Annotated in this window: 19 protein-coding genes and 1 pseudogene; 14 read left to right on the top strand and 6 right to left on the bottom strand. The window is 59.2% G+C overall.

The genetic code is table 11. The features are described 5' to 3' along the window. Positions 1-111: 111 nt before the first annotated feature. Positions 112-2046 (bottom strand): RecQ family ATP-dependent DNA helicase, encoded by a 1935-nt coding sequence (locus ACWKV5_RS08360; RefSeq protein ID WP_483840915.1) that lies wholly within the window; start codon positions 2044-2046, stop codon positions 112-114. Between the two features lie 263 nt (positions 2047-2309). Between ACWKV5_RS08360 and ACWKV5_RS08355 the strand changes: the two genes are divergently transcribed. The 6 genes and pseudogenes from ACWKV5_RS08355 (at position 2310) to ACWKV5_RS08330 (ending at position 5414) form a co-directional block, all read left to right on the top strand. Beyond that, a complete protein-coding gene (locus ACWKV5_RS08355) occupies positions 2310-2456 on the top strand; it encodes a hypothetical protein (protein WP_483840914.1) in 147 nt (48 codons plus the stop codon). A 318-nt stretch (positions 2457-2774) separates the two neighbouring features. After that, a complete protein-coding gene (locus ACWKV5_RS08350) occupies positions 2775-3047 on the top strand; it encodes a hypothetical protein (protein WP_483840913.1) in 273 nt (90 codons plus the stop codon). Between the two features lie 75 nt (positions 3048-3122). After that, positions 3123-4250 (top strand): hypothetical protein, encoded by a 1128-nt coding sequence (locus tag ACWKV5_RS08345; protein WP_483840912.1) that lies wholly within the window; start codon positions 3123-3125, stop codon positions 4248-4250. A gap of 228 nt (positions 4251-4478) precedes the next feature. Beyond that, positions 4479-4775 carry a hypothetical protein gene (locus ACWKV5_RS08340; RefSeq protein WP_483840911.1) on the top strand — a complete coding sequence of 99 codons (297 nt, stop codon included), beginning with the start codon at positions 4479-4481 and terminating at the stop codon, positions 4773-4775. A gap of 58 nt (positions 4776-4833) precedes the next feature. After that, a pseudogene (locus ACWKV5_RS08335) lies at positions 4834-4938 on the top strand (transcriptional regulator); the annotation flags it as partial. 122 nt (positions 4939-5060) lie between these two features. Beyond that, positions 5061-5414 (top strand): DUF1493 family protein, encoded by a 354-nt coding sequence (locus tag ACWKV5_RS08330; RefSeq protein ID WP_483840910.1) that lies wholly within the window; start codon positions 5061-5063, stop codon positions 5412-5414. A 143-nt stretch (positions 5415-5557) separates the two neighbouring features. Here ACWKV5_RS08330 and ACWKV5_RS08325 read toward each other — a convergent pair whose 3' ends face one another. The 3 genes from ACWKV5_RS08325 to ACWKV5_RS08315 form a co-directional block, all read right to left on the bottom strand. Next, a complete protein-coding gene (locus ACWKV5_RS08325; protein ID WP_483840909.1) occupies positions 5558-7099 on the bottom strand; it encodes a phosphoenolpyruvate carboxykinase in 1542 nt (513 codons plus the stop codon). Between the two features lie 180 nt (positions 7100-7279). Continuing rightward, positions 7280-8182 (bottom strand): Hsp33 family molecular chaperone HslO, encoded by a 903-nt coding sequence (gene hslO / locus ACWKV5_RS08320; protein WP_483840908.1) that lies wholly within the window; start codon positions 8180-8182, stop codon positions 7280-7282. Positions 8183-8595: 413 nt separating this feature from the next. After that, positions 8596-9003, bottom strand: a complete 408-nt coding sequence (locus ACWKV5_RS08315) for an RNA-binding S4 domain-containing protein (protein WP_027922234.1) — start codon at positions 9001-9003, stop codon at positions 8596-8598. 216 nt (positions 9004-9219) lie between these two features. On the opposite strand from ACWKV5_RS08315, the gene rimB reads away from it, so the two are divergent. After that, a complete protein-coding gene (rimB, locus tag ACWKV5_RS08310) occupies positions 9220-9699 on the top strand; it encodes a retropepsin-like aspartic endopeptidase RimB (RefSeq protein WP_007949200.1) in 480 nt (159 codons plus the stop codon). After that, on the top strand, positions 9696-10601 hold the full coding sequence (rimK, locus tag ACWKV5_RS08305) for a 30S ribosomal protein S6--L-glutamate ligase (RefSeq protein ID WP_007949201.1): 906 nt from the start codon (positions 9696-9698) through the stop codon (positions 10599-10601). Before rimB ends, rimK begins: the two co-directional genes overlap by 4 nt. Before the next feature lie 128 nt (positions 10602-10729). On the opposite strand, the gene ACWKV5_RS08300 is transcribed toward rimK, so the two are convergent. Continuing rightward, on the bottom strand, positions 10730-12043 hold the full coding sequence (locus ACWKV5_RS08300; protein ID WP_123436312.1) for an ATP-binding protein: 1314 nt from the start codon (positions 12041-12043) through the stop codon (positions 10730-10732). A 114-nt stretch (positions 12044-12157) separates the two neighbouring features. Continuing rightward, positions 12158-12898: an osmolarity response regulator transcription factor OmpR gene (gene ompR, locus ACWKV5_RS08295; protein WP_427632099.1), complete on the bottom strand. Its 741-nt coding sequence runs from the start codon at positions 12896-12898 to the stop codon at positions 12158-12160. Positions 12899-13259: 361 nt separating this feature from the next. Between ompR and ACWKV5_RS08290 the strand changes: the two genes are divergently transcribed. The 6 genes from ACWKV5_RS08290 (at position 13260) to tauC (ending at position 20672) form a co-directional block, all read left to right on the top strand. Next, entirely contained in the window at positions 13260-15584 is a 2325-nt protein-coding gene (locus ACWKV5_RS08290; RefSeq protein ID WP_483840907.1) for a Tex family protein, read from the top strand. Beyond that, a complete protein-coding gene (locus ACWKV5_RS08285; protein ID WP_483840906.1) occupies positions 15584-15967 on the top strand; it encodes a PaaI family thioesterase in 384 nt (127 codons plus the stop codon). Before ACWKV5_RS08290 ends, ACWKV5_RS08285 begins: the two co-directional genes overlap by 1 nt. A gap of 256 nt (positions 15968-16223) precedes the next feature. Beyond that, on the top strand, positions 16224-17807 hold the full coding sequence (gene gshA, locus ACWKV5_RS08280) for a glutamate--cysteine ligase (protein ID WP_483840905.1): 1584 nt from the start codon (positions 16224-16226) through the stop codon (positions 17805-17807). A 246-nt stretch (positions 17808-18053) separates the two neighbouring features. Next, positions 18054-19031: a taurine ABC transporter substrate-binding protein gene (gene tauA, locus ACWKV5_RS08275; RefSeq protein ID WP_123436317.1), complete on the top strand. Its 978-nt coding sequence runs from the start codon at positions 18054-18056 to the stop codon at positions 19029-19031. Between the two features lie 16 nt (positions 19032-19047). Then, entirely contained in the window at positions 19048-19842 is a 795-nt protein-coding gene (gene tauB / locus ACWKV5_RS08270) for a taurine ABC transporter ATP-binding subunit (RefSeq protein ID WP_483840904.1), read from the top strand. Continuing rightward, the gene (gene tauC / locus ACWKV5_RS08265; RefSeq protein ID WP_483840903.1) at positions 19839-20672 is read left to right on the top strand and encodes a taurine ABC transporter permease TauC; all 834 of its coding nucleotides are present in this window, start codon (positions 19839-19841) and stop codon (positions 20670-20672) included. Before tauB ends, tauC begins: the two co-directional genes overlap by 4 nt. The last annotated feature ends 38 nt before the right edge of the window (positions 20673-20710 follow it).

The following is a 20710-nucleotide window of genomic DNA, read 5'->3' as shown; positions in this document are numbered from 1 at the left end:
AGCCCCCACCATAGTCAGCCATCGTAGTTTTTTGAAATTTATTCCTGTGATGAGCAACATTCAGCGGATGGATGTGGCCGCAAGATCACCGCAAATTCCTGTGGGAGCGGTTCAGCCCGAGAGATGTTGTTCTGCCCATTCCCGCACTTGGGCATACGGATAGTTTTCCAGCGCCGCGAACCCTGAAACAGCCCGCGCCTTCATCTTGGTAAACAGCGGCACGCTGATCCCGCACAGGAAACGCGTCACCCGTTCAGCAGATGGAACGTTGCCAGTGTGTTGCTCATGCCTGTGGATAAAGTCAGCGCACAGCGCTTCAAAATTTTTATCCACAAGCGTCGGCAATTCAGGCGGCGCAGGCAACCGCGCCACATGCCCGTGACACACCGAGCAATGCCCACATTGCCGAGGCGCATTTTCGTCGCCGAAATACTCGGCCAGGCGGTAGCCCAGGCAGCGGTCAGTGGCGAACAGATCCAACATGGCGTGAATCCGCGCGATCTCGGTACGCTCATGTTGTGTGAAATAAGCGTGCAGTTCGGCACTCAAGGCCTGACTGTCAAAACTCGTTTGCAGCAAGCTGTACACCTCGGTCATCTGCTTGCTCTCAAGCTCGACCCAACCCTTCTCCTGGAAATAATCCAGCGCCTTGACCACCCGATTGCGCTCGGCCTGATGCTGCTCGTACAGCGCATCGAAATTCACCGTGGCCCAGGTTCGTGCGCGGCTGGAGGTCTGGATGATCGCGGCGACGAATTCCTTGCGCTCACCCTCGAACCGCGCAAGCAAGGCCTCCGGCTCTTGCAAATACTTGAACCGGTATTCGGCGTAGTAGGCGTAACGCGGGGCGATCAAGCCGCGAAGCTCCAGTTGAACCAGCAAGGTCTTGAGTGGCAACTGGCGAATGTTGCTTTGATCGGCTAACGGCCCCAACAAGAACTCCCACTGCCCCTCAGGCGCGGCGGCGAGCATTTCATCGAGCACACAGCGGATCCCGTCCTGCTCAGGTGTGTCGCCGTAGACAAAGTTTTCCAACACGTTGAGGCTGTCGCGGTTGGCCAATACCAGGCAGTCGGATGGCTGCCCGTCACGCCCGGCGCGGCCGATTTCCTGGCTGTAGTTTTCAATGGATTTGGGCAGGTCGAAATGCACCACGTTGCGGATGTCGCTTTTATCGATGCCCATGCCAAACGCGATGGTGGCGACAATGCAATTGGACTGTCCGGCCATGAACCGCTTCTGTATGCCTTCACGTTGATCGTGAGGTAAACCGGCGTGATAGGCCTCCGCTTGAATACCGTTGCGCCCTAAGTGTTCGGCGATGTGTTCAGCGGTTTTTTGCAGGGTGACGTAGACGATGCTTGGCTGATTGGGGCGTTCGCTCATCCATTCGACCAGACGTCGGCGTTTGTCCTGACCGCGAACGGGCTCGACCAACAAATTGAGGTTTGGCCGGTAGAAACCCGTGGTCACCACGTCTTCCGGGGCGATGGCGAATTTGGCCTGCATGTCGGCGATCACCTTGGGCGTCGCAGTCGCGGTCAGCAGCAGTGCCTGCGGGATATTGAACTGACGCTGGTAGTCGGGCAGCTTGAGGTAATCGGGGCGAAAGTTGTGGCCCCACTCCGAGATGCAGTGCGCCTCGTCCACCACCAGCAGCGAGATGGGGACTTGCTGCAGGAAGTTGCGGAAGCGCTCGTTCTTCAGACGCTCCACGGAAATCATCAAGATCTTCAACTCACCGGACTTGGCCCGAGCCATCACATCGCTGGCATCATCGCGACTCTGCGCCGAATCGATACTGCCCGCCGCAATGCCATGGCGTTGCAGGAACGCCAGTTGATCCTGCATCAACGCCAGCAACGGAGAAACCACCAGCGTGAGGTGCGGCAGCAACAGGGCCGGCAGCTGATAGCAAAGAGACTTGCCTGAACCGGTGGGAAAAATCGCCGCTGCCGAGCGCCCGGCCAACACCGCGCTGACTGCCGCCTCCTGGCCGGGTCGAAACTGTGGATAACCGAAAACCTGTTCCAGGGTGTTGTGCATAAGCTGTCACTCCGTTGACCGCTGCGAAGCCCAAAGCCTAGCCGGCAAACGCAGCGAGTCGAGAAAAGGTCGGGACCAAAACGATACGGGATGATACAGCGTCGCCCTATGGGGCTTGGCCACAGAATGAAACAAACGAAACACTTTGTTCCTCGCAGTGCCGTTCAGTCTGACGGTAAGGTCTTTCTCGCAAAACAACCGTCCGCGCACTTCACATCACGGCAGGACGCCTGATGGGCGCGGCATTTGAACAAGGAATGACCATGCTCCAAAAATCGATTGTTGCCGTTGCGCTGATCCTGACGTCCCTGCTGCTGAGTGCCTGCGATGGACCACTGACGGAGCCACCGTTACTCGCTACGTGCGACACCCTGGAGTGTTCGACCCAACAGGCTTGGCGAACTTCCTGACAACTGCGGGTCAAGTGTCCCGGCTCTTGCTCGCCCACACAGCTTAAGCCGGGCTGATTCCCCGTAAGCGCACAGTCGTTTTCGAAACGTCCTACAGATTCTGAAGCAACCTCTTCCGAGGTTTGAAGCGCTGTGCCTGACGATCCCGTAGGAAATTCGCCTCCCAAGGGTATTGCTGAAAAAAACCTCGGGCCGCACGTAGGCAAAAGGCGACAACAGCAGTAAATCCCCTACAAACCCTGTCCATTTGCGCGGTATTGCGAGGCTTCGATGCAGGCCCCTATAGTTTGCCGCGCCGCTGAAAACAGGACGGACCTCATGCAAGATCGCTATCGCCCACTCAAAACCAGTTACAGCGAAACTCCCGTGTTGGTCATTGATACCGCTGCCAGTACCGGCGCGATCCTTGACGCCGCGCAACAACGCTTGCGCGCGGCCAGTGACTTGCTCGAAACGCTTTATTGCCTGTGCTTCAAACAGGCGGATGTAAAAGATATCCCCAACATAGTAAATGCGCTGTATTTATTAACGCAGGACGGCTGTGAACTTCTCGATATTGCCAGACAAAGAACACCACCCTCACAAACATAGAAACAATCCATCACTTTCAATATTTAAACTACCGACACTAATCTGCCCGCTCTTTAATCAAACAAGAGCACAACAATGACCACTTTAACTATTTTCTTTTGCGGAACCGGCTCGACTAAATTTGACAGTAAAAATCCAACTTACTGGAACGGCGAACTGGTTTCGACCCTGGCTTCCCTGCACGGTGGGCGAGAGTTTGCCGAATGGATCGTGATCGATGGCCCCGGCACCAGTAACCTGCAAGCGGATGAACTGTTCACCCAGTCCAAAGACTACGGCCTCAGCGGCACCTTGTTCGGAAAAGGCTGGGAGGAGAACGTCAAACACGCCGTCAATGTCATCAAAGGCAAATGTGACTGGCAGCGGGAACAATTGACCGAGACCGAATACAACCGCCTCAAAGCTGCCGGTATTCCGATTGAAGATGTGAAAGTCGAAGGTTCCTGGCTATGGCGTAAATATAATTATGGCGAACGCAGCGTGACCCAACAAAAATTACAGGAACAAATCATCAAGACCTTCCGCAAAGACGGCATTATCCCCACCAAAGTTAATTTGGTCGGTTGGAGCCGTGGAGGCATAAGTTGCCATATGCTGGCCAACGCCATGTTTAAAGATGCGGCATTAAAAAACATTCCCGTCAGTATCTTTGCGATTGATCCCGTACCCGGCATCAGTAACTTTCAGGAAGACAGAGTAAAACTCAATGCCAATGTAAAGGAGTATGTCGGCTTCTACGCCCGCGACGAGCGCTCCAAAGGCTTCAGCTGTGTCATCCCGCAAACGGCCACCGGCACCCGAACCCACATTTACCCCCTGCCCGGCCGCCATGGCACGCTGGTCGGCAATGCCTCAGCCGATGGTGTCAGCGGCCCCAAAACCCTGGCCGAGCCTGGCCTGATCGTCCGCCACTTTGCCGAAGTGTGCTTGAAGCGCTGGGGCGTACCGCTGAACAAAACCCTCAACCTGACCCCGGCCGACCTGCAAAACCATCACAACACCATGACCCGCGACGCCGCAAAATACAAAGCCATGGAAAAGTACTCGTACACCTACTTCACCGAACTGGACCAGGGCGAGCGGTATGTTTCGCTGGGCAGTAACGGGGTGAAGTTCTCGGCGGTGCGGGGCACGATCTACGCGCCGGCGACCGGGTTGAACACTGGCTTGGCGGATGTGGACTCGTATCGGCATATTCGTTGAAGTGAGGGGCGCCGGATCGAGAAAACGAGAGAAATTGTGTCGCGGAAAATTCCTATAGAAAGGGACTAGCCGAGGTTCGGCCGGTTCCTACAGGTCTGGACTCTTTGTCGTCTATCGCTGGTTGGTGGCTCGACCTATAGTCGTGACCGTCGCTGCAAAATCAGCGACTCGGGCTTGGTCACCCGACAAAGAGAGCTCACATTACCCATTACATATAGGTGTTCATCAGTGACAACGTTAAATCCTCTTTTTGATCGCTACCGCCCCCTGCAAACCAACCTCACCGATACCCCGCCCCTGATCATCGACACAGAGGCCAACCCCCAGGACATCCTCGAAGCTGCCATGCAGCGCATCCGCGCATCCAGCGACCTGCTTAAAACCCTGCACTGCATTTGCTTCAAACACGGTGACGTCGAAGACATCCCCCACATTACCCACGCACTTTACCTGCTGACCCAGGACGGCTTCGACCTGATGCAAGTCGCCCAGCAACGCATGATGGGCTGGAAAGCACCAGCCTGATGCCTGCGTGAGTATCGTTCCCACGCGGAGCGTGGGAACGATCAAATACAGGAAAACCATGAGCACATTGTTCGATGATTTACTGGAAAGCGTGCAGCAGATGGATGACATCTTAAGAGGTGCGCGTCGGCCCTCCCGCGAATTTCATATTGGTGCGCTACAAGGGCAAGCAAAAGAAAACCGGGATCATTCCAATGTCTTAGTCGAAGGGAAGAGCAGATCCACCCTTCCCCCAAAGCCAGCCCCCCAATAAGATCCGCGTAAGCCCAACCAGACACCTGAGCAATGAACCTCGCCCCCAACTTCCCCGACGACCACACCATGCACCTGCTCATGCAGCTGCTGCATGAAGAACTCGGTCTGCCCGAACGCAAAACCATCAGCCTGACCACCTCGATCAATTTCGACCTGGGTTGCGACGGTGCCGATGCGCAGCATTTGATGGAAGCGCTGGAAGAGCAGTTCGGGGTCGATTTGGTGGACTACGACGCCTATCGCTATTTTCAGCCGGACGGCTTTGACGTTTCCCTCAAGCGTCGCGCGAAGGGTCGTGGCGACAAGCTCCCACTGACCATTGGCATGCTCTACCAAACTATCAAGACACAACGGTGGGGCACGGAGAAACTGGAAGGCATCTAGCCAACCCTATAAGTGCCATTCTTCTGGTCGTTTGACGCGCTTTCAGCTGGAATATTGGCAGTTGTAGGGTCATTGCTGAAAACCGAACGCCCACAAAAAAGCCGCCCTCAAAGGGCGGCTTTTTCATTACATCAAACCAACACTTACAACTTAGGACCGGCAGCCTTGATCGCGTCGCTCACTTCAAACTTCTTGAAGTTCTCGACAAACAATCCAGCCAGTGCTTTAGCGGCTTCATCGTAAGCAGCCTTGTCAGCCCAGGTGTTACGTGGGTTCAACAGGCCAGTCTCAACGCCCGGTACAACCAATGGCACGTCGAGGTTGATGGTGTCGAGGTGTTCGGTTTCAGCACCGATCAACGCACCGCTCTGGATCGCTGCGATCACGCCACGGGTAGTCGGGATGTTGAAGCGCTTGCCAACGCCGTAGCCGCCGCCGGTCCAGCCAGTGTTAACCAGGTAAACCTTGGAGCCGAAGCCACGGATGCGCTTGATCAGCAGCTCTGCGTATTCGCCAGCCGGACGCGGGAAGAACGGTGCGCCGAAGCAGGTGGAGAAGGTCGACTTGATGCCGCTGCCGGAACCCATTTCGGTCGAGCCCACCAGTGCGGTGTAGCCGGACAGGAAGTGGTAGGCCGCTTGTTCTTCGCTGAGGATCGACACTGGCGGCAGCACGCCGGTCAGGTCGCAGGTCAGGAAGATCACAGCGTTTGGCTCGCCACCGAGGTTCTGCTCGGAACGCTTGGCAACGTGCTCCAGCGGATAGGCTGCGCGGCTGTTCTGGGTCAGGCTGACGTCAGCGTAGTCGGCGTGCTTTGCATCGTCGATAACGACGTTTTCCAGGACTGCGCCGTGCTTGATGGCTTTCCAGATGACCGGCTCGTTCTTCTCGGACAAGTCGATGCACTTGGCGTAGCAGCCGCCTTCGATGTTGAAGACAACGCCTTCGCCCCAGCCGTGTTCGTCGTCACCGATCAGGTAACGGCTTTCGTCAGCCGACAGAGTGGTTTTACCGGTGCCGGACAGACCGAAGAACAGGGTCACGTCGCCTGCTTCGCCGATGTTGGCCGCGCAGTGCATCGGCAGCACGTCGGAAGCCGGCAGCAGGAAGTTCTGCACGGAGAACATGGCTTTCTTCATTTCACCGGCGTAACGCATACCAGCGATCAGCACTTTCTTCTGTGCGAAGTTGATGATAACGCAACCGTCGGAGTTGGTGCCGTCACGCTCAGGAACGCATTCGAAGTTGGCGACGTTGAGCACCTGCCACTCATCACGGCCAGCCGGGTTGTACTCGGCCGGGTTGATGAACAGGCAACGACCGAACAGGTTCTGCCAGGCAGTCTGGGTGGTCATTTTCACGGCCAGGTAGTGATCGGCAGCCGCGCCTACATGCACGTGGGAAACGAAATGCTCTTGCGCGTTGTTGAACGCCTCGACGCGGTCCCACAGGGCATCGAACTTGTCGGCCGGGAACTTGCGGTTGATCGGGCCCCAGGCAATAGCAGCCTGAGTGGTCGGCTCGTCAACGATGAAACGGTCGACTGGCGAGCGGCCGGTACGGTGACCGGTGCGAACAACCAGCGCGCCGGTATCGGCAAGCTCGCCTTCACCGCGATTCAGGGCTTCTTTAACCAGATCATCAACACTCAGATCGGTGTACACGGCGTTATTGGCTTGCGTCATGAGGTTCCCCATCGGCCAGTGGCCGAGTGCTCCAAACGTTTTGTAGTAGAAAGTCGTGCACTACTACCGCGAGAAAAAGTGGGCCGGATTATGCCAGAAAAGCCCAAAAAGAGTAGGGCCCTCCCGTCGTAACGGCGTAATACCGGCGCTAACCAGTGAATTTACCTGCGCTGAACCGTTTTAGTGACGGGTATCTGACGGCGTGTCGACGCCCGCCCCGGCGAATAATTGAGCGATATCGGCGGCATCGAACAGGTAGCGCTGATTGCAAAACTGGCAATCGATCTCGATGTTGCCACCGTGTTCGACGACCAGGTTTTGCGCATCTTCCACACCCAGACTGACCAAGGCATTGGCCGAACGTTCGCGCGAGCAGCTGCAACGGAAGCGCAGTTTCTGTACGTCGAACAGGCGCACCTGCTCTTCGTGGTAGAGGCGATGGAGCACGGTTTCGTTGTCCAGGCTCAGCAGCTCATCGGCGGTCAGGGTGCTGGCCAGCGCGGTGAGGTGCTGCCAGTTGGCGGCGCGTTCTTCTTCGTCTTTCAAGCGGTCGGCGGGCAGTTGCTGCAGCAGCAGGCCACGGGCACGACGGCCATCGGCGTACAGCCAGAAGCGCGTACCGACCTGCTGGGACATGACGAAATAGTTGGTGAAGCATTCGGACAGGGTTTCACCGTCGAGGTCGACGATGCCCTGGTAGCGCTGACCCTGGGTCGGGTCGACCGTCAGCGCCAGGACGCCGTTGGGCATCAAGTCGGCCAGTGTCGCGTCAGGGGCGATCTGGTCGGCCTCGTATCGGGCCAGGCCGCGGATATCGCGCTCACTGGAACACTCGATCATCAGCAGCGGGATCGGGCCGTCGGAACGGGCCTGAAGAATCAGCAAGCCATCGAACTTCAGCGCACCGACCAGCAGCGAGGCGGCCGCCATCAGTTCGCCGAGCAGTTGCTGGACCGGTTCCGGATAGGCGTGCTTGGCCAGGACTTCGGCGTAGCTGAGCTCCAACGAGACCAGCTCGCCACGGGTGTCGCTGTCATCGAAGATGAAGCGTTGGGTGAAGTCGTTATCCGGTAGGTCGGTCATAGGTCTGGGTATCTGAATGGGTGACAATGGGGTTCAACGGTCAAAAATCGCGTGTGTTCGGCATGGCCGGTATTTTATGAACAATCCGGGGGTTGTTCCAAGCAAGGTGGAACGTCCGCCGGTTAGGGCTCTCGCGATTTTGCGTGTCTGGCACTGCTGGCCTTCTGGTTATGGCCTACAGGTCAGAGGCTGTGTGTGATTTTCGACGAGTGGCTGTTTGTCCGCTCGATGCGCCGCTGGCGAATCACCCGATATGGTTACTCAATCGGGTAATTACAAGTCTTCCCCAAGATCCGGTGGCGACTGGCGAGTGCTGCGCACTCGATCGCGGGCAAGTCGAATCGTCGCACCGCACGCTCCCACAGTAGACCGTATATCGCTGTGGGAGCGGGCTTGCCCGCGATGGCTGCAACTCACTCGTCGTTGCTGCTGCCACGGAACTTGAACAAATCCCGGCGCTGTTTCTTGCTCGGCTTGCCATCGGTGGTCATCCCCAACGCGCCTGCCTTGCGCTGGGCGGCGGCGTTTTCGCGCTTGGCGATGCTGGCCTCGGTTTCGGCATACAGCGTCTGAGCCTCCGGCGCGCCACGGCGAACGATCGACAAGGCCTGAACCACCACCGTGCGCTCTTCGAAACCTGCGCGAATCACAAATTCATCGCCTACTCTTGGCTCCTTGCCTGGTTTGCAGCGCTCGCCACGGCAATGCACCTTGCCGCTTTCAATCGCGGCCTTGGCCAAGGCTCGGGTTTTGTAAAAACGTGCAGCCCACAACCATTTATCGAGACGGACTTTGTCGTCCTCTTCGTTTTTTTGTGCCATGGGATTTCCTCATTCTGAAATATTGGTGAACTGTACTACCGTTTCAGTCGTACCAAGAATTCCACCGGCGCGGATTACAATGCATGCATTCCAGAACCTCCTCGGAGGGCTGGAAATCCGGGCCGTAGATATCTGTCGCCTTTTAACCATTATTCTGCGTGAATACCGCGAATTCGGCCGCTTGCGGACCGTGCGGTTTCTACCGGTTGAGCAACTTTGAAGACATTTGATCATTTGACCGTTGTCGGTCTGCGCGAGTGGGTGGCGCTCCCGGATTTGGGAGTCGCGGGCCTGCGGGCAAAAATCGACACCGGTGCCAGTACCTCCAGCCTGCATGCCACCGACATCGAGCCGTTCGAGCGCGATGGCGAGCAGTGGGTTCGCTTCACCGCGCACTTGGGCACGGTGGTGCAACTGCGTCATCGACGCTGCGAAGCGCCGCTGGTGACGATGAAAACCATTAAAAGCTCCAACGGCCACGCGCAGAAGCGCTACGTGGTCAGCACCACCCTGGCCCTCGGTGATCGGGTCTGGCGGGTCGAGTTCACGCTCGCCTGCCGCAAATCCATGCGTTATCGCCTGTTACTCGGCTCCAAAGCCCTGATTCACGGCCAACTGGTGGTCAATCCGGGCATCAAGTACGTACAAGACAAGCCGGTGTTCCCGGTATCTACCTCCTCCACAGGTGTTGCATGAAGATCGCTGTGCTGTCGCGGAACCCGCGTCTGTATTCCACTCGTCGTCTGGTTGAAGCCGGTACCGAGCGTGGCCACGAAATGGTGGTGATCGACACCCTGCGCGCCTACATGAACATTGCCAGCCACAAGCCGCAGATCCACTACCGCGGCAAGCCGCTGGAAGGGTTCGATGCGGTGATCCCGAGGATCGGTGCGTCGGTAACGTTTTATGGCTGCGCGGTGTTGCGTCAGTTTGAAATGATGGGCGTGTTTCCGCTCAATGAATCGGTGGCCATTGCCCGCTCGCGGGACAAACTGCGCTCGCTGCAATTGCTGTCACGTCGCGGGATCGGTTTGCCGGTGACCGGGTTCGCGCATTCCCCGGATGACATTCCCGACCTGATCGACATGGTCAACGGCGCCCCGCTGGTGATCAAGGTGCTGGAAGGCACCCAAGGCATTGGCGTGGTGTTGTGTGAAACCGCGACGGCGGCGGAGTCGGTGATCGAAGCGTTCATGGGCCTGAAGCAGAACATCATGGTTCAGGAATACATCAAGGAAGCCGGCGGTGCGGACATTCGTTGCTTCGTGGTCGGCGACAAGGTGATCGCAGCGATGAAGCGTCAGGCCAAGCCAGGGGAATTCCGTTCCAACCTGCATCGGGGTGGCAGCGCCAGCCTGATCAAGATCACCCCCGAAGAACGCATGACCGCATTGCGTGCGGCGAAGGTGATGGGCCTGGCGGTGGCGGGTGTGGATATCCTGCGCTCCAATCACGGGCCGCTGGTGATGGAAGTGAACTCGTCACCGGGCCTGGAAGGGATCGAGACCACCACCGGGAAGAATGTGGCGGGGATCATCATTGAGCATCTGGAGAAGAATGGTGGGCCGAACATGACGCGCACCAAAGGGAAGGGTTAATCCAGATTGTTATGGCGGCCGCGAGGCCGCCTTCGCGAGCAGGCTCGCTCCCACAGTTGACCGCGTACTTAGTGTGGGAGCGAGCCTGCTCGCGAAGGGGCCATCCGCCCCAGCCAGGATGTCAGCTGTTAAACCGCATCCCGAGGCAACATCAGCCCCAGCGGCAACCGCACTCGCGCTTCCAGTCCGCCACCGGACCGATTGCGCAGCTCGACATTCCCGCCATGCATCGAAGCAATCCGCTTCACGATCGCCAGCCCTAAACCAGTCCCCTTGCCACCCCGGGCACGATCCCCGCGGGTGAATGGATTGAAGATCGCTTCCAGCTCGGAAGGATCAATCCCCGCCCCACGGTCCATGACACTCAGCACCACATACGGTGCGCTGGTATCGCCGGAGACATAAGCCGCCACCTCAACGCCACTGCCCGCGTGATGCAAGGCATTGCCGATCAGGTTGTTCAACAGGCGTTTCATCGACACCCGACGCAACGGAAACGGCTGGATCGGCTCCAGGCGCAGACGTACCTTTTCTTCGTTCTGGTTATACGGCGCAGCAACTTCGCGAACCAGGTCGCTGAGGTCAACCTCTTCCACCGATTCGTCACGGCCATCGCGAATGAACGCCAGGAACTGGTCGAGAATCGCGTCCATATCCTCGATGTCGCGCACCATGTCGTCGGTGAGGTCGGTTCGATCCCCCATCAACTCGAGGGACAGGCGCAATCGGGTCAAAGGCGTACGCAAGTCGTGGGACACCCCCGCCAGCATCAGCTCGCGCTCTCGTCCGGCCTGCTCGACGTCCTCGGCCATCTGGTTGAAAGCGCGATACACCTCGGTCATTTCGCTGGGCGTGTCACTGATCGGCAGACGCACGCTGCGTCCCTGGCCAAGTTGCCTTGCGGCATACACCAGACGCTTCAACGGCTGATTGAGCTGGCTGACGAAAATCCACGCCGACGCAGTCGACAGCAAGCCAATGGCGAGGAACCAGCCGAGCACGTTCCAGATTTTCTGGCCACGCAACGGATGCGGATACAGCGGTACTTTCAGCCAGCCATCGCCCAGGCTCGGTGCCCGGACCCACAGCGCTGGCGGTGAGTGCATGCGTAATCGAACTTCAGTATCGGCACCCAGCTCGGCCTGCATCTGCCGCTGGTAAATCTCGCTGTACGGCCAATGCTGTTCACCCTCCGGCACACCCGCCCCCACAACCCGGATCAGGGTGGCGGCATCGGCAATTTTTGCGCGATTTTCTTCATCGGCGGCCCAGTAGGCGCGCAGCGTCAGGGCGACGCCGTGGCTGTATTGACGGTCCACCAGCACGTCTTCGTTCATCAACAGATAAACCAGGGTCAGCGCCTTGGAAAACAGGACGACGATCAGCACCAGCCAAAGGGTGCGGGAGAAGAAGCTTTGGGGGAACCAAACGGGGGTTTTCATGGATAACCGCTACACACTTGCAGGAGCGAGCGATGCTCGCATATTGCGGATCGCGAGTCTGCGGACAAAGTCATCTGACTACTGCCCGCAAGACCCGCTCCTACAAATCGCCGATCACTTGGTAGCGGCGCCATCCGGAACGAACACGTAGCCCACGCCCCAGACAGTCTGGATGTAACGCGGCTTGGACGGATCAGGTTCGATCATCCGGCGCAGACGGGAAATCTGCACGTCGATGGAGCGCTCCAGGGCATCCCACTCGCGGCCACGGGCCAGGTTCATCAGTTTGTCGCGGGTCAATGGCTGACGCGCGTTCATGACCAAGGCCTTGAGGACCGCAAACTCACCGGTGGTGAGCATGTGCACTTCATTACCGCGCTTGAGCTCGCGGGTCGCCAGCGACAGTTCGTAATCACCAAAGGTGACACTTTCATCTTCGCTACCCGGTGCACCTGGCACAGGCGTCGACTGACGACGCAGGACCGCTTTGACGCGGGCCATCAGCTCATCCGGGTTGAACGGCTTGGCCAGGTAATCGTCGGCGCCCAGTTCCAGGCCCTTGATACGGCTCAGCTCATCGCCCTTGGCGGTCAGCATGATGATCGGGATCTGATTGTTCGCCGTGCGCAGGCGGCGGCAGGCGGTCAAGCCGTCTTCGCCAGGCAGCATCAGGTCGAGGACGACCAGGTTGAACACTTCGCGCGCCAGCAGGCGGTCCATTTGCTCGGTGTTCGGTACGGCGCGGGCACGGTAGCCCTTGCTGACGAAAAAGCGTTCCAGCAGGCTGCTCAGCCCTGGATCGTCGTCAACAATAAGAATTTTTTCGCCTTCAGCAATGTTTGCAGTGCTGCTCATTAGATGCTCCTTTTAGCTCGGCGCGCATTATGGCGTAGCTGCCGTTATACGCACCGTGTGCATTGTTAGCAGATTTTTCCTCTACCGCCAGCAAGCCGGCCATTGTCCCTCCAGTCTGCGATGCCCCCGAACGGTCGAACGCTGGTTATAATGCGCGGCCTTTTGTGTCAGGCAACATCAGACAGGTACTACAGAACGGCGCCATTTATTTCCCGGGCGCGCGCAGTAATTGTTCGATTTCACGGGTCAATGGGGTGCCCTTTGATCCAGGCAGCGGCGCAGGCCAGGCCGCTCAACCAGACTCGCAGAGCCTCTATCTCTGCGCCTGCGAGCCTGCTTTCACAATTTGTCAGGTGGTTTTATGGACAGCATCAACAGCCGCATCGCCGAGGAACTCGGTGTACGCCCACAACAGGTCGAAGCGGCCGTCGCGCTACTCGATGAAGGCTCTACCGTTCCCTTCATCGCCCGTTACCGAAAAGAAGTGACCGGCAGCCTCGATGACATCCAGTTGCGGCATCTGGAAGAGCGTCTGCGCTACCTGCGAGAACTCGACGAACGGCGCATCAGCATCCTCGCCAGCATCGAAGAGCAAGGCAAGCTGACCCCGCAACTTGAGCGTGACATCAAACTCGCCGACACCAAGACCCGCCTCGAAGACTTGTACCTGCCGTACAAGCAGAAGCGCCGCACCAAGGGCCAGATCGCCCTGGAAGCCGGCCTCGGCGAACTGGCCGACGGCCTGTTCAACGACCCGTCCGTGACCCCGGACACCGAAGCCGCACGCTTCATCAACGCCGAAAAAGGCGTGGCCGATGTCAAGGCAGCCCTCGAAGGCGCCAAGTACATCCTCATGGAACGCTTCGCCGAAGACGCCGGTTTGCTGGACAAACTGCGCAGCTACCTGAAGCAGGAAGCCACCCTCAGTGCCCGCGTCATTGCCGGCAAGGAAGAGGAAGGCGCCAAGTTCCGCGACTATTTCGAACACGACGAACCGCTGAAAAGCATGCCATCGCACCGCGCGCTCGCCATTTTCCGTGGCCGCAACGAAGGCATTCTGAGTTCGGCGCTGAAAGTCGGCGACGAACTGCCGGGCACCATGCACCCATGCGAAGGCATGATCGGCCAGCAATTCGGCATCCAGAACCAGAACCGCGCCGCCGACAAATGGCTGGGCGAAGTGGTGCGCTGGACCTGGAAGGTCAAGCTCTACACCCACCTCGAAACCGATTTGCTGGGCGAACTGCGCGATGGCGCGGAAACCGAAGCGATCAATGTGTTCGCGCACAACCTGCACGACTTGCTGCTGTCGGCCCCGGCCGGCCCGCGCGCCACACTGGGTCTCGACCCGGGCCTGCGCACCGGTTGCAAGGTCGCCGTGGTCGACGCCACCGGCAAGCTGCTGGATCACGCCACGGTTTACCCGCACGTGCCGCACAACAAGTGGGATCAGACCCTCGCCGTTCTTGCCGCCCTGTGCGCCAAACATTCGGTCGACCTGATCGCCATCGGCAACGGCACCGCCAGCCGCGAAACCGACAAGCTGGCCGCTGAACTGATCAAAAAATACCCAGCGATGAAAATGACCAAGGTCATGGTCTCCGAGGCCGGCGCATCGGTTTACTCGGCGTCGGAACTGGCTTCCAAGGAATTCCCGGATCTGGACGTATCGATCCGTGGCGCGGTGTCGATTGCCCGTCGCTTGCAGGATCCACTGGCTGAGCTGGTGAAGATCGATCCGAAATCCATCGGCGTCGGCCAGTACCAGCACGATGTGTCGCAACTGAAACTGGCCCGTGGCCTGGACGCGGTGGTCGAAGACTGCGTGAACGCCGTGGGCGTCGACGTCAATACCGCCTCCGTGGCGCTGCTGGCCCGCATCTCCGGCCTCAACGCGACCCTGGCGCAGAACATCGTCAGCCACCGTGACGAACACGGCGCCTTCAAAACCCGCGCCGCGTTGAAGAAAGTCGCGCGCCTGGGCGAAAAAACCTTCGAGCAGGCCGCAGGCTTCCTGCGCGTGATGAACGGCGACAACCCACTGGATTCGTCGGCCGTTCACCCGGAAGCCTATCCGCTGGTGCAGCGCATTGCCGCCGAAACCGACCGTGACATCCGCTCGCTGATCGGCGACGCCAGCTTCCTCAAGCGTCTCGATCCGAAGAAGTACACCGACGAAACTTTCGGTCTGCCAACGGTCACCGACATCCTGCAAGAGCTGGAAAAACCGGGTCGTGACCCGCGTCCAGAGTTCAAGACCGCCGAGTTCCAGGAAGGCGTCGAAGACCTCAAGGACCTCGAACTGGGCATGATCCTCGAAGGCGTCGTGACCAACGTGACCAACTTTGGCGCGTTCGTCGACATCGGCGTGCATCAGGACGGTTTGGTGCACATCTCTGCGCTTTCGGAGAAGTTCATCAAGGACCCACGTGAAGCGGTGAAGGCCGGTGATGTGGTGAAGGTGAAGGTCATGGAAGTCGACATCCCGCGCAAACGCGTAGGCCTGTCGATGCGCATGAGCGACACCCCGGGCGAGAAAATCGACGGCGCTCGCGGCGCACGTCCGGGATCGGCACCACGCCAGTCCCAGAACACTGCACCGCGCAAGGAAACCACGGCAGCGGCCCCGGCCAACAACGCTATGGCTTCGCTGTTCGCCAACGCCAAGCAGTTGAAAAAACGCTGATGGACATCCCTGCCGGGTACACCGAAAGCGCCTTTTTCAAGCTACTGGGGTGTCGTTTGCACAGCCTGGAAACCGGGGTGGCGCACGTCGCCCTGGTGCTTGAGCCAGAGCTGCGCAATCGCGCTGGCAAGCTGCACGGCGGGGCCTTGTTCAGTCTGGTGGACATTGCCATGGGGCTGGCCTGTTCCAGCACTCATGGCTTTGACCAGCAGAGCGCGACCATCGAATGCAAGATCAACTACATTCGCGCCGTCTCGGACGGTGAAGTGATGTGCACGGCGCGAGTGATCCACCCGGGCCGCCGCACGCTGGTGGTCGAGGCCGATGTGATGCAGGGCGACAAACTGGTCGCAAAAGCGCAAGGCACGTTCGCTGTCCTGTAGCTACTCGTCATCAATTTGAGTTAATTTCAGCGCTGTGACCGCAGCGCCGAAGTTTCCTGTGGGAGCGAGCCTGCTCGCGAAGGCGGTGTATCAGACAAATTCAATGTTGACTGACACTCCCTCTTCGCGAGCAGGCTCGCTCCCACAGGGATTGCGCCGATCCAAAACCAGGCGAAAACGCCAGTTTTAACTTCACCCTTGTAGACCGTCTTGCCCACCCCCATATTGGGGCGACTGACGCGTGAAGGAATCCAACTTGAGCGAACTTCTCAACCGCCGCCTGGCCCTGCTTGGCGAGCGCGCTAACCTCTCTCTGCTCGAACAGTGCCTTCACGGCATCGAACGTGAATGCCTGCGCGTGACCGGCGAAGGTCGCCTGGCGCAAACGCCGCACCCGGAAGAATTGGGTTCCGCGCTGACCAACGAACAAATCACCACCGACTATTCCGAGTCGCTGCTGGAGTTCATCACGCCCGCCCTGCCCGACCCGGCGGATACGCTGGCGAGCCTGGACAAGATCCATCGCTTTGCCTACAGCAAGCTCGGCAACGAGTTTCTGTGGAGCCCCTCGATGCCGTGCCCGTTGCCGGCCGAGGAAGACATCCCGATCGCCTATTACGGCACGTCCAACATCGGTCAGCTCAAGTACGTCTATCGCAAGGGCCTGGCCCTGCGGTACGGCAAGACCATGCAGTGCATCGCCGGGATTCACTACAACTTTTCCCTGCCGGAAAAGCTCTGGCCGCTGCTCAAGGAATCGGAAGGCTTTGTCGGCACCGACCGCGACTATCAGTCCTCGGCCTACATCGCGCTGATCCGTAACTTCCGCCGCTACAGCTGGCTGCTGATGTACCTGTTTGGCGCCTCGCCTGCGCTGGACGCCGGCTTCCTGCGCGGTCGTTCGCACCAGTTGGAACAACTGGACCCGGACACCTTGTACCTGCCGTACGCCACCAGCCTGCGCATGAGCGACCTGGGTTACCAGAGCAATGCCCAGGCCGGTCTGACGCCGTGCTACAACGACCTGTCGAGCTACACCGACAGCCTGCGCAAAGCGGTCGCCACGCCGTATGCGCCGTACGTTGAAGTCGGCACGCACAAGGACGGTGAGTGGGTTCAGCTCAACACCAACATCCTGCAGATCGAAAACGAGTACTACTCCAACATCCGTCCGAAACGCGTGACCTACACCGGCGAACGGCCGATTCAGGCACTGGTGGCCCGTGGCATTCAGTACGTTGAAGTGCGTTGCCTGGACATCAATCCGTTCCTGCCGATGGGCATCGACCTCACCGAGTCGCGCTTCCTCGACGCGTTCCTGCTGTATTGCGCGTTGAACGACAGCCCGCTGTTGACCAATACATCCTGCAGCAACGCCACCTCGAACTTCCTCAGCGTGGTCAAGGAAGGTCGCCGTCCGGGCCTGCAATTGCACCGCGACGGGCAGCCGGTGGACCTGAAAGAGTGGGCCAGCGAGTTGCTGGAGCAGATTGCTCCGTTGGCCGCGATGCTCGATCAGAGCCACGGTGGCGATGCTCATAGCAAGGCGCTGGATGTTCAGTTGGCCAAGGTCAGGGATCCGTCCCTGACGCCTTCTGCCCAGGTGCTGGCGGCGATGGCCGAGCACAAGGAAAGCTTTGCTCAGTTCTCTCTACGTCAGAGCCAGGTGCATGCGGAGTATTTCCGCAGTGAGCCGTTGAGTGTCGAAGACCAGGCGAAATTTGAAACCCTGGCGCGTTCGTCGCTGGCGGCTCAGGTTGAGCTGGAGCAGAACGAAGTCGGCGATTTCGATGTGTTTGTCGGGTCGTATCAGGCGAGTATTCTGGCGATCAGTAACTGACCCCGGAAGGTCCTGCGGACCTTATCGCGAGCAGGCTCGCTCCCACAGGGGTGATGGTTGTCCACAAAATTTGTGGCCACCACCCATCCACTGTGGGAGCGAGCCTGCTCGCGATGACCGCGAAGCGGTCGCTTTTTAGTATTTTCCACACATAAGCTAATTCGAAAAAGTTATTTATTTTCGGATTCTTAGATCATTTAGTCTCCTTTCACGCCGACTCTCGGTCGCCTGACAAGGAGCTTCCCAATGAAACTGCATTTCCCTCTTCGCCTCTTGGCGGCCGCCTCTCTGGCTGCAGCGAGCTTCTTTGCCCAGGCGGCTGACGTTACCGTCGCTTACCAGACCACCGTGGACCCGGCGAAAGTTGCCCAGGCCGACGGCGCCTACGAAAAAGCCACCAACGCCAAAATCGACTGGCGCAAATTCGACAACGGCGCCGACATCATTGCCGCCATTGCCTCCGGCGACGTGCAGATCGGCTACCTCGGTTCCAGCCCCCTGACCGCCGCGATCACCCGCAAAGTCCCGGTCGAAACCTTCCTCATCGCCACCCAGATCGGTGCCGCCGAAGCCCTCGTCGCTCGCGACGGTTCCGGGATCAAGACGCCACAAGACCTGATCGGCAAGAAAATCGCCGTGCCCTTCGTGTCCACCGGTCACTACAGTCTGCTGGCCGCGCTGAAACACTGGAACATCGATCCATCGAAAGTCACCGTACTCAACCTCGCGCCGCCCGCGATCATTGCCGCGTGGAAACGTGGTGACATCGACGCCACCTACGTCTGGGACCCAGCCCTGGGCGTGGCCAAGGAAAACGGCAAAGTGCTGATCACCTCGGGTGAACTGGCCAAGTTCGGCGCGCCGACGTTTGATGCCTGGATCGTGCGCAAAGACTTCGCCGAGAAGCACCCGGAAATCGTCACCGCGTTCGCCAAAGTGACCCTGGACGCCTACGCCGACTACCGCAAAGACCCGAAAGCCTGGCTCGCCAATCAATCCAACGTCGACAAACTGGTGAAACTCTCCGGTGCCAAGGCCAGCGATATTCCGTTGCTGCTGCAAGGCAACGTCTACCCGCTGGCGGCTGATCAAGTGATCACCCTCGGCGCGCCGACCACCAAGGCCATCACCGACACCGCCACGTTCCTCAAGGAACAAGGCAAGGTCGAAGCCGTGCTGCCGGACTACGCCCCGTACGTCAGCGCCAAGTTCATCACCAACTGATCGGGAGTTCACTGCGATGGCCTTGCTACAGCTGGAGCGCATCAGCGCACAGTACCCCGGCAGTCCGGAACCGGTACTGACGGATATTTCCCTGAGTCTTGGGCCCCAGCAATTGCTGGTCGCCCTCGGCCCGTCCGGCAGTGGCAAGACTTCGCTGTTGAACCTGATTGCCGGTTTTGTCGAACCGAGCGCCGGGCGTATCACCCTCGACGGCGTGCCGGTCAAGGGCCCGAGCGCCGAGCGTGGCGTGGTGTTTCAAGACGATGCATTACTGCCTTGGCAGGACGTGCTGGCCAACGCCGGATTCGGACTTGAACTGGCCGGTGTCTCCCGGGAAAAACGTGAAATCCGCGCCCGGGAAATGCTCGCGCTGGTCGACCTGACCGGTTTCGAAAACCGTCGTATCTGGCAGCTCTCGGGCGGCCAGAAGCAACGTGTCGGCCTCGCCCGCGCCTTGGCTGCCGATCCTCGTGTCTTGCTCATGGACGAGCCCTTCGGCGCCCTCGACGCCTTCACCCGCGAGCAGATGCAAGAGTTGCTGCTGCAAGTCTGGCAACGCACCGCCAAACCCATATTCCTGATTACCCATGACATTGAAGAGGCCGTGTTCCTCGCCACCGACCTGATTCTGCTGGCGCCGAACCCGGGGCAAATCGTTGAGCGTCTGAGTCTGGATTTCGGTCAGCGTTATGCCGCCGGTGAATCCGCCCGAGCCATCAAGTCCGACCCTCGTTTTATCGAAACCCGCGAACACGTACTCGCCAAAGTGTTCTCCCAACGCAGCGCCGCCACGCGGCAGGAGCGCGCATGAGCAGCTATCAAATTCCGGCCATCGCGGTGAAACCCGGTTCGACCGTGATTCCGGTTCGCCGCAGTTTGAGCACTCGCTGGATCAGCGTACTGACGCTGGTTGCCCTCGTTGCTCTCTGGTGGGCCGTCACCGCCACGGGAATGATCGAGCCGCTGTTCCTGCCGCCGCCGTCCGCCGTGCTGCAAAAGGGCTGGCTGCTGGTGACCAGCGGCTATATGGATTCGACGTTGTGGCAACACTTGGGCGCGAGCCTCAGCCGAATCGGCCTGGGCCTGGGCTTTGCCGTGTTGACGGCGGTGCCGGTCGGCATCGCCATCGGCCATAACCGCATCGCGCGCGGCATTCTTGACCCGCTGATCGAGTTCTACCGCCCGATTCCACCGCTGGCCTATTTGCCGCTGATCGTGATCTGGTGCGGCATTGGTGAGCTGTCGAAGGTGTTGCTGATCTACCTGGCGATTTTCGCCCCGATTGCCATCGCCACCGCCACCGGTGTGCGCACCGTTGACCCGGCCAAATTACGGGCGGCGCAATCGTTGGGCGCTACTAGGGCGCAGTTGATTCGTCATGTGATTCTGCCGAGTGCCTTGCCGGACATTTTGACTGGCGTGCGCATTGGCCTGGGGGTGGGCTGGTCGACCCTGGTCGCCGCCGAATTGATCGCCGCCACCAGCGGGTTGGGCTTCATGGTGCAGTCGGCCGCGCAGTTCCTGGTCACCGATGTGGTGGTGCTGGGGATTCTGGTGATTGCGCTGATTGCCTTCGCCATGGAAATGGGCCTGCGCGCCCTGCAACGCAAACTGGTGCCGTGGCACGGCCAGGCTCACTGAACCATTGCGTGGTGAAAAACCCTGTGGGAGCGAGCCTG

This window comes from Pseudomonas oplopanacis (assembly GCF_057128725.1).
The sequence above is the reverse complement of the archived record's forward strand: the minus strand, read 5'-3'. Positions and strand labels throughout refer to the sequence as shown.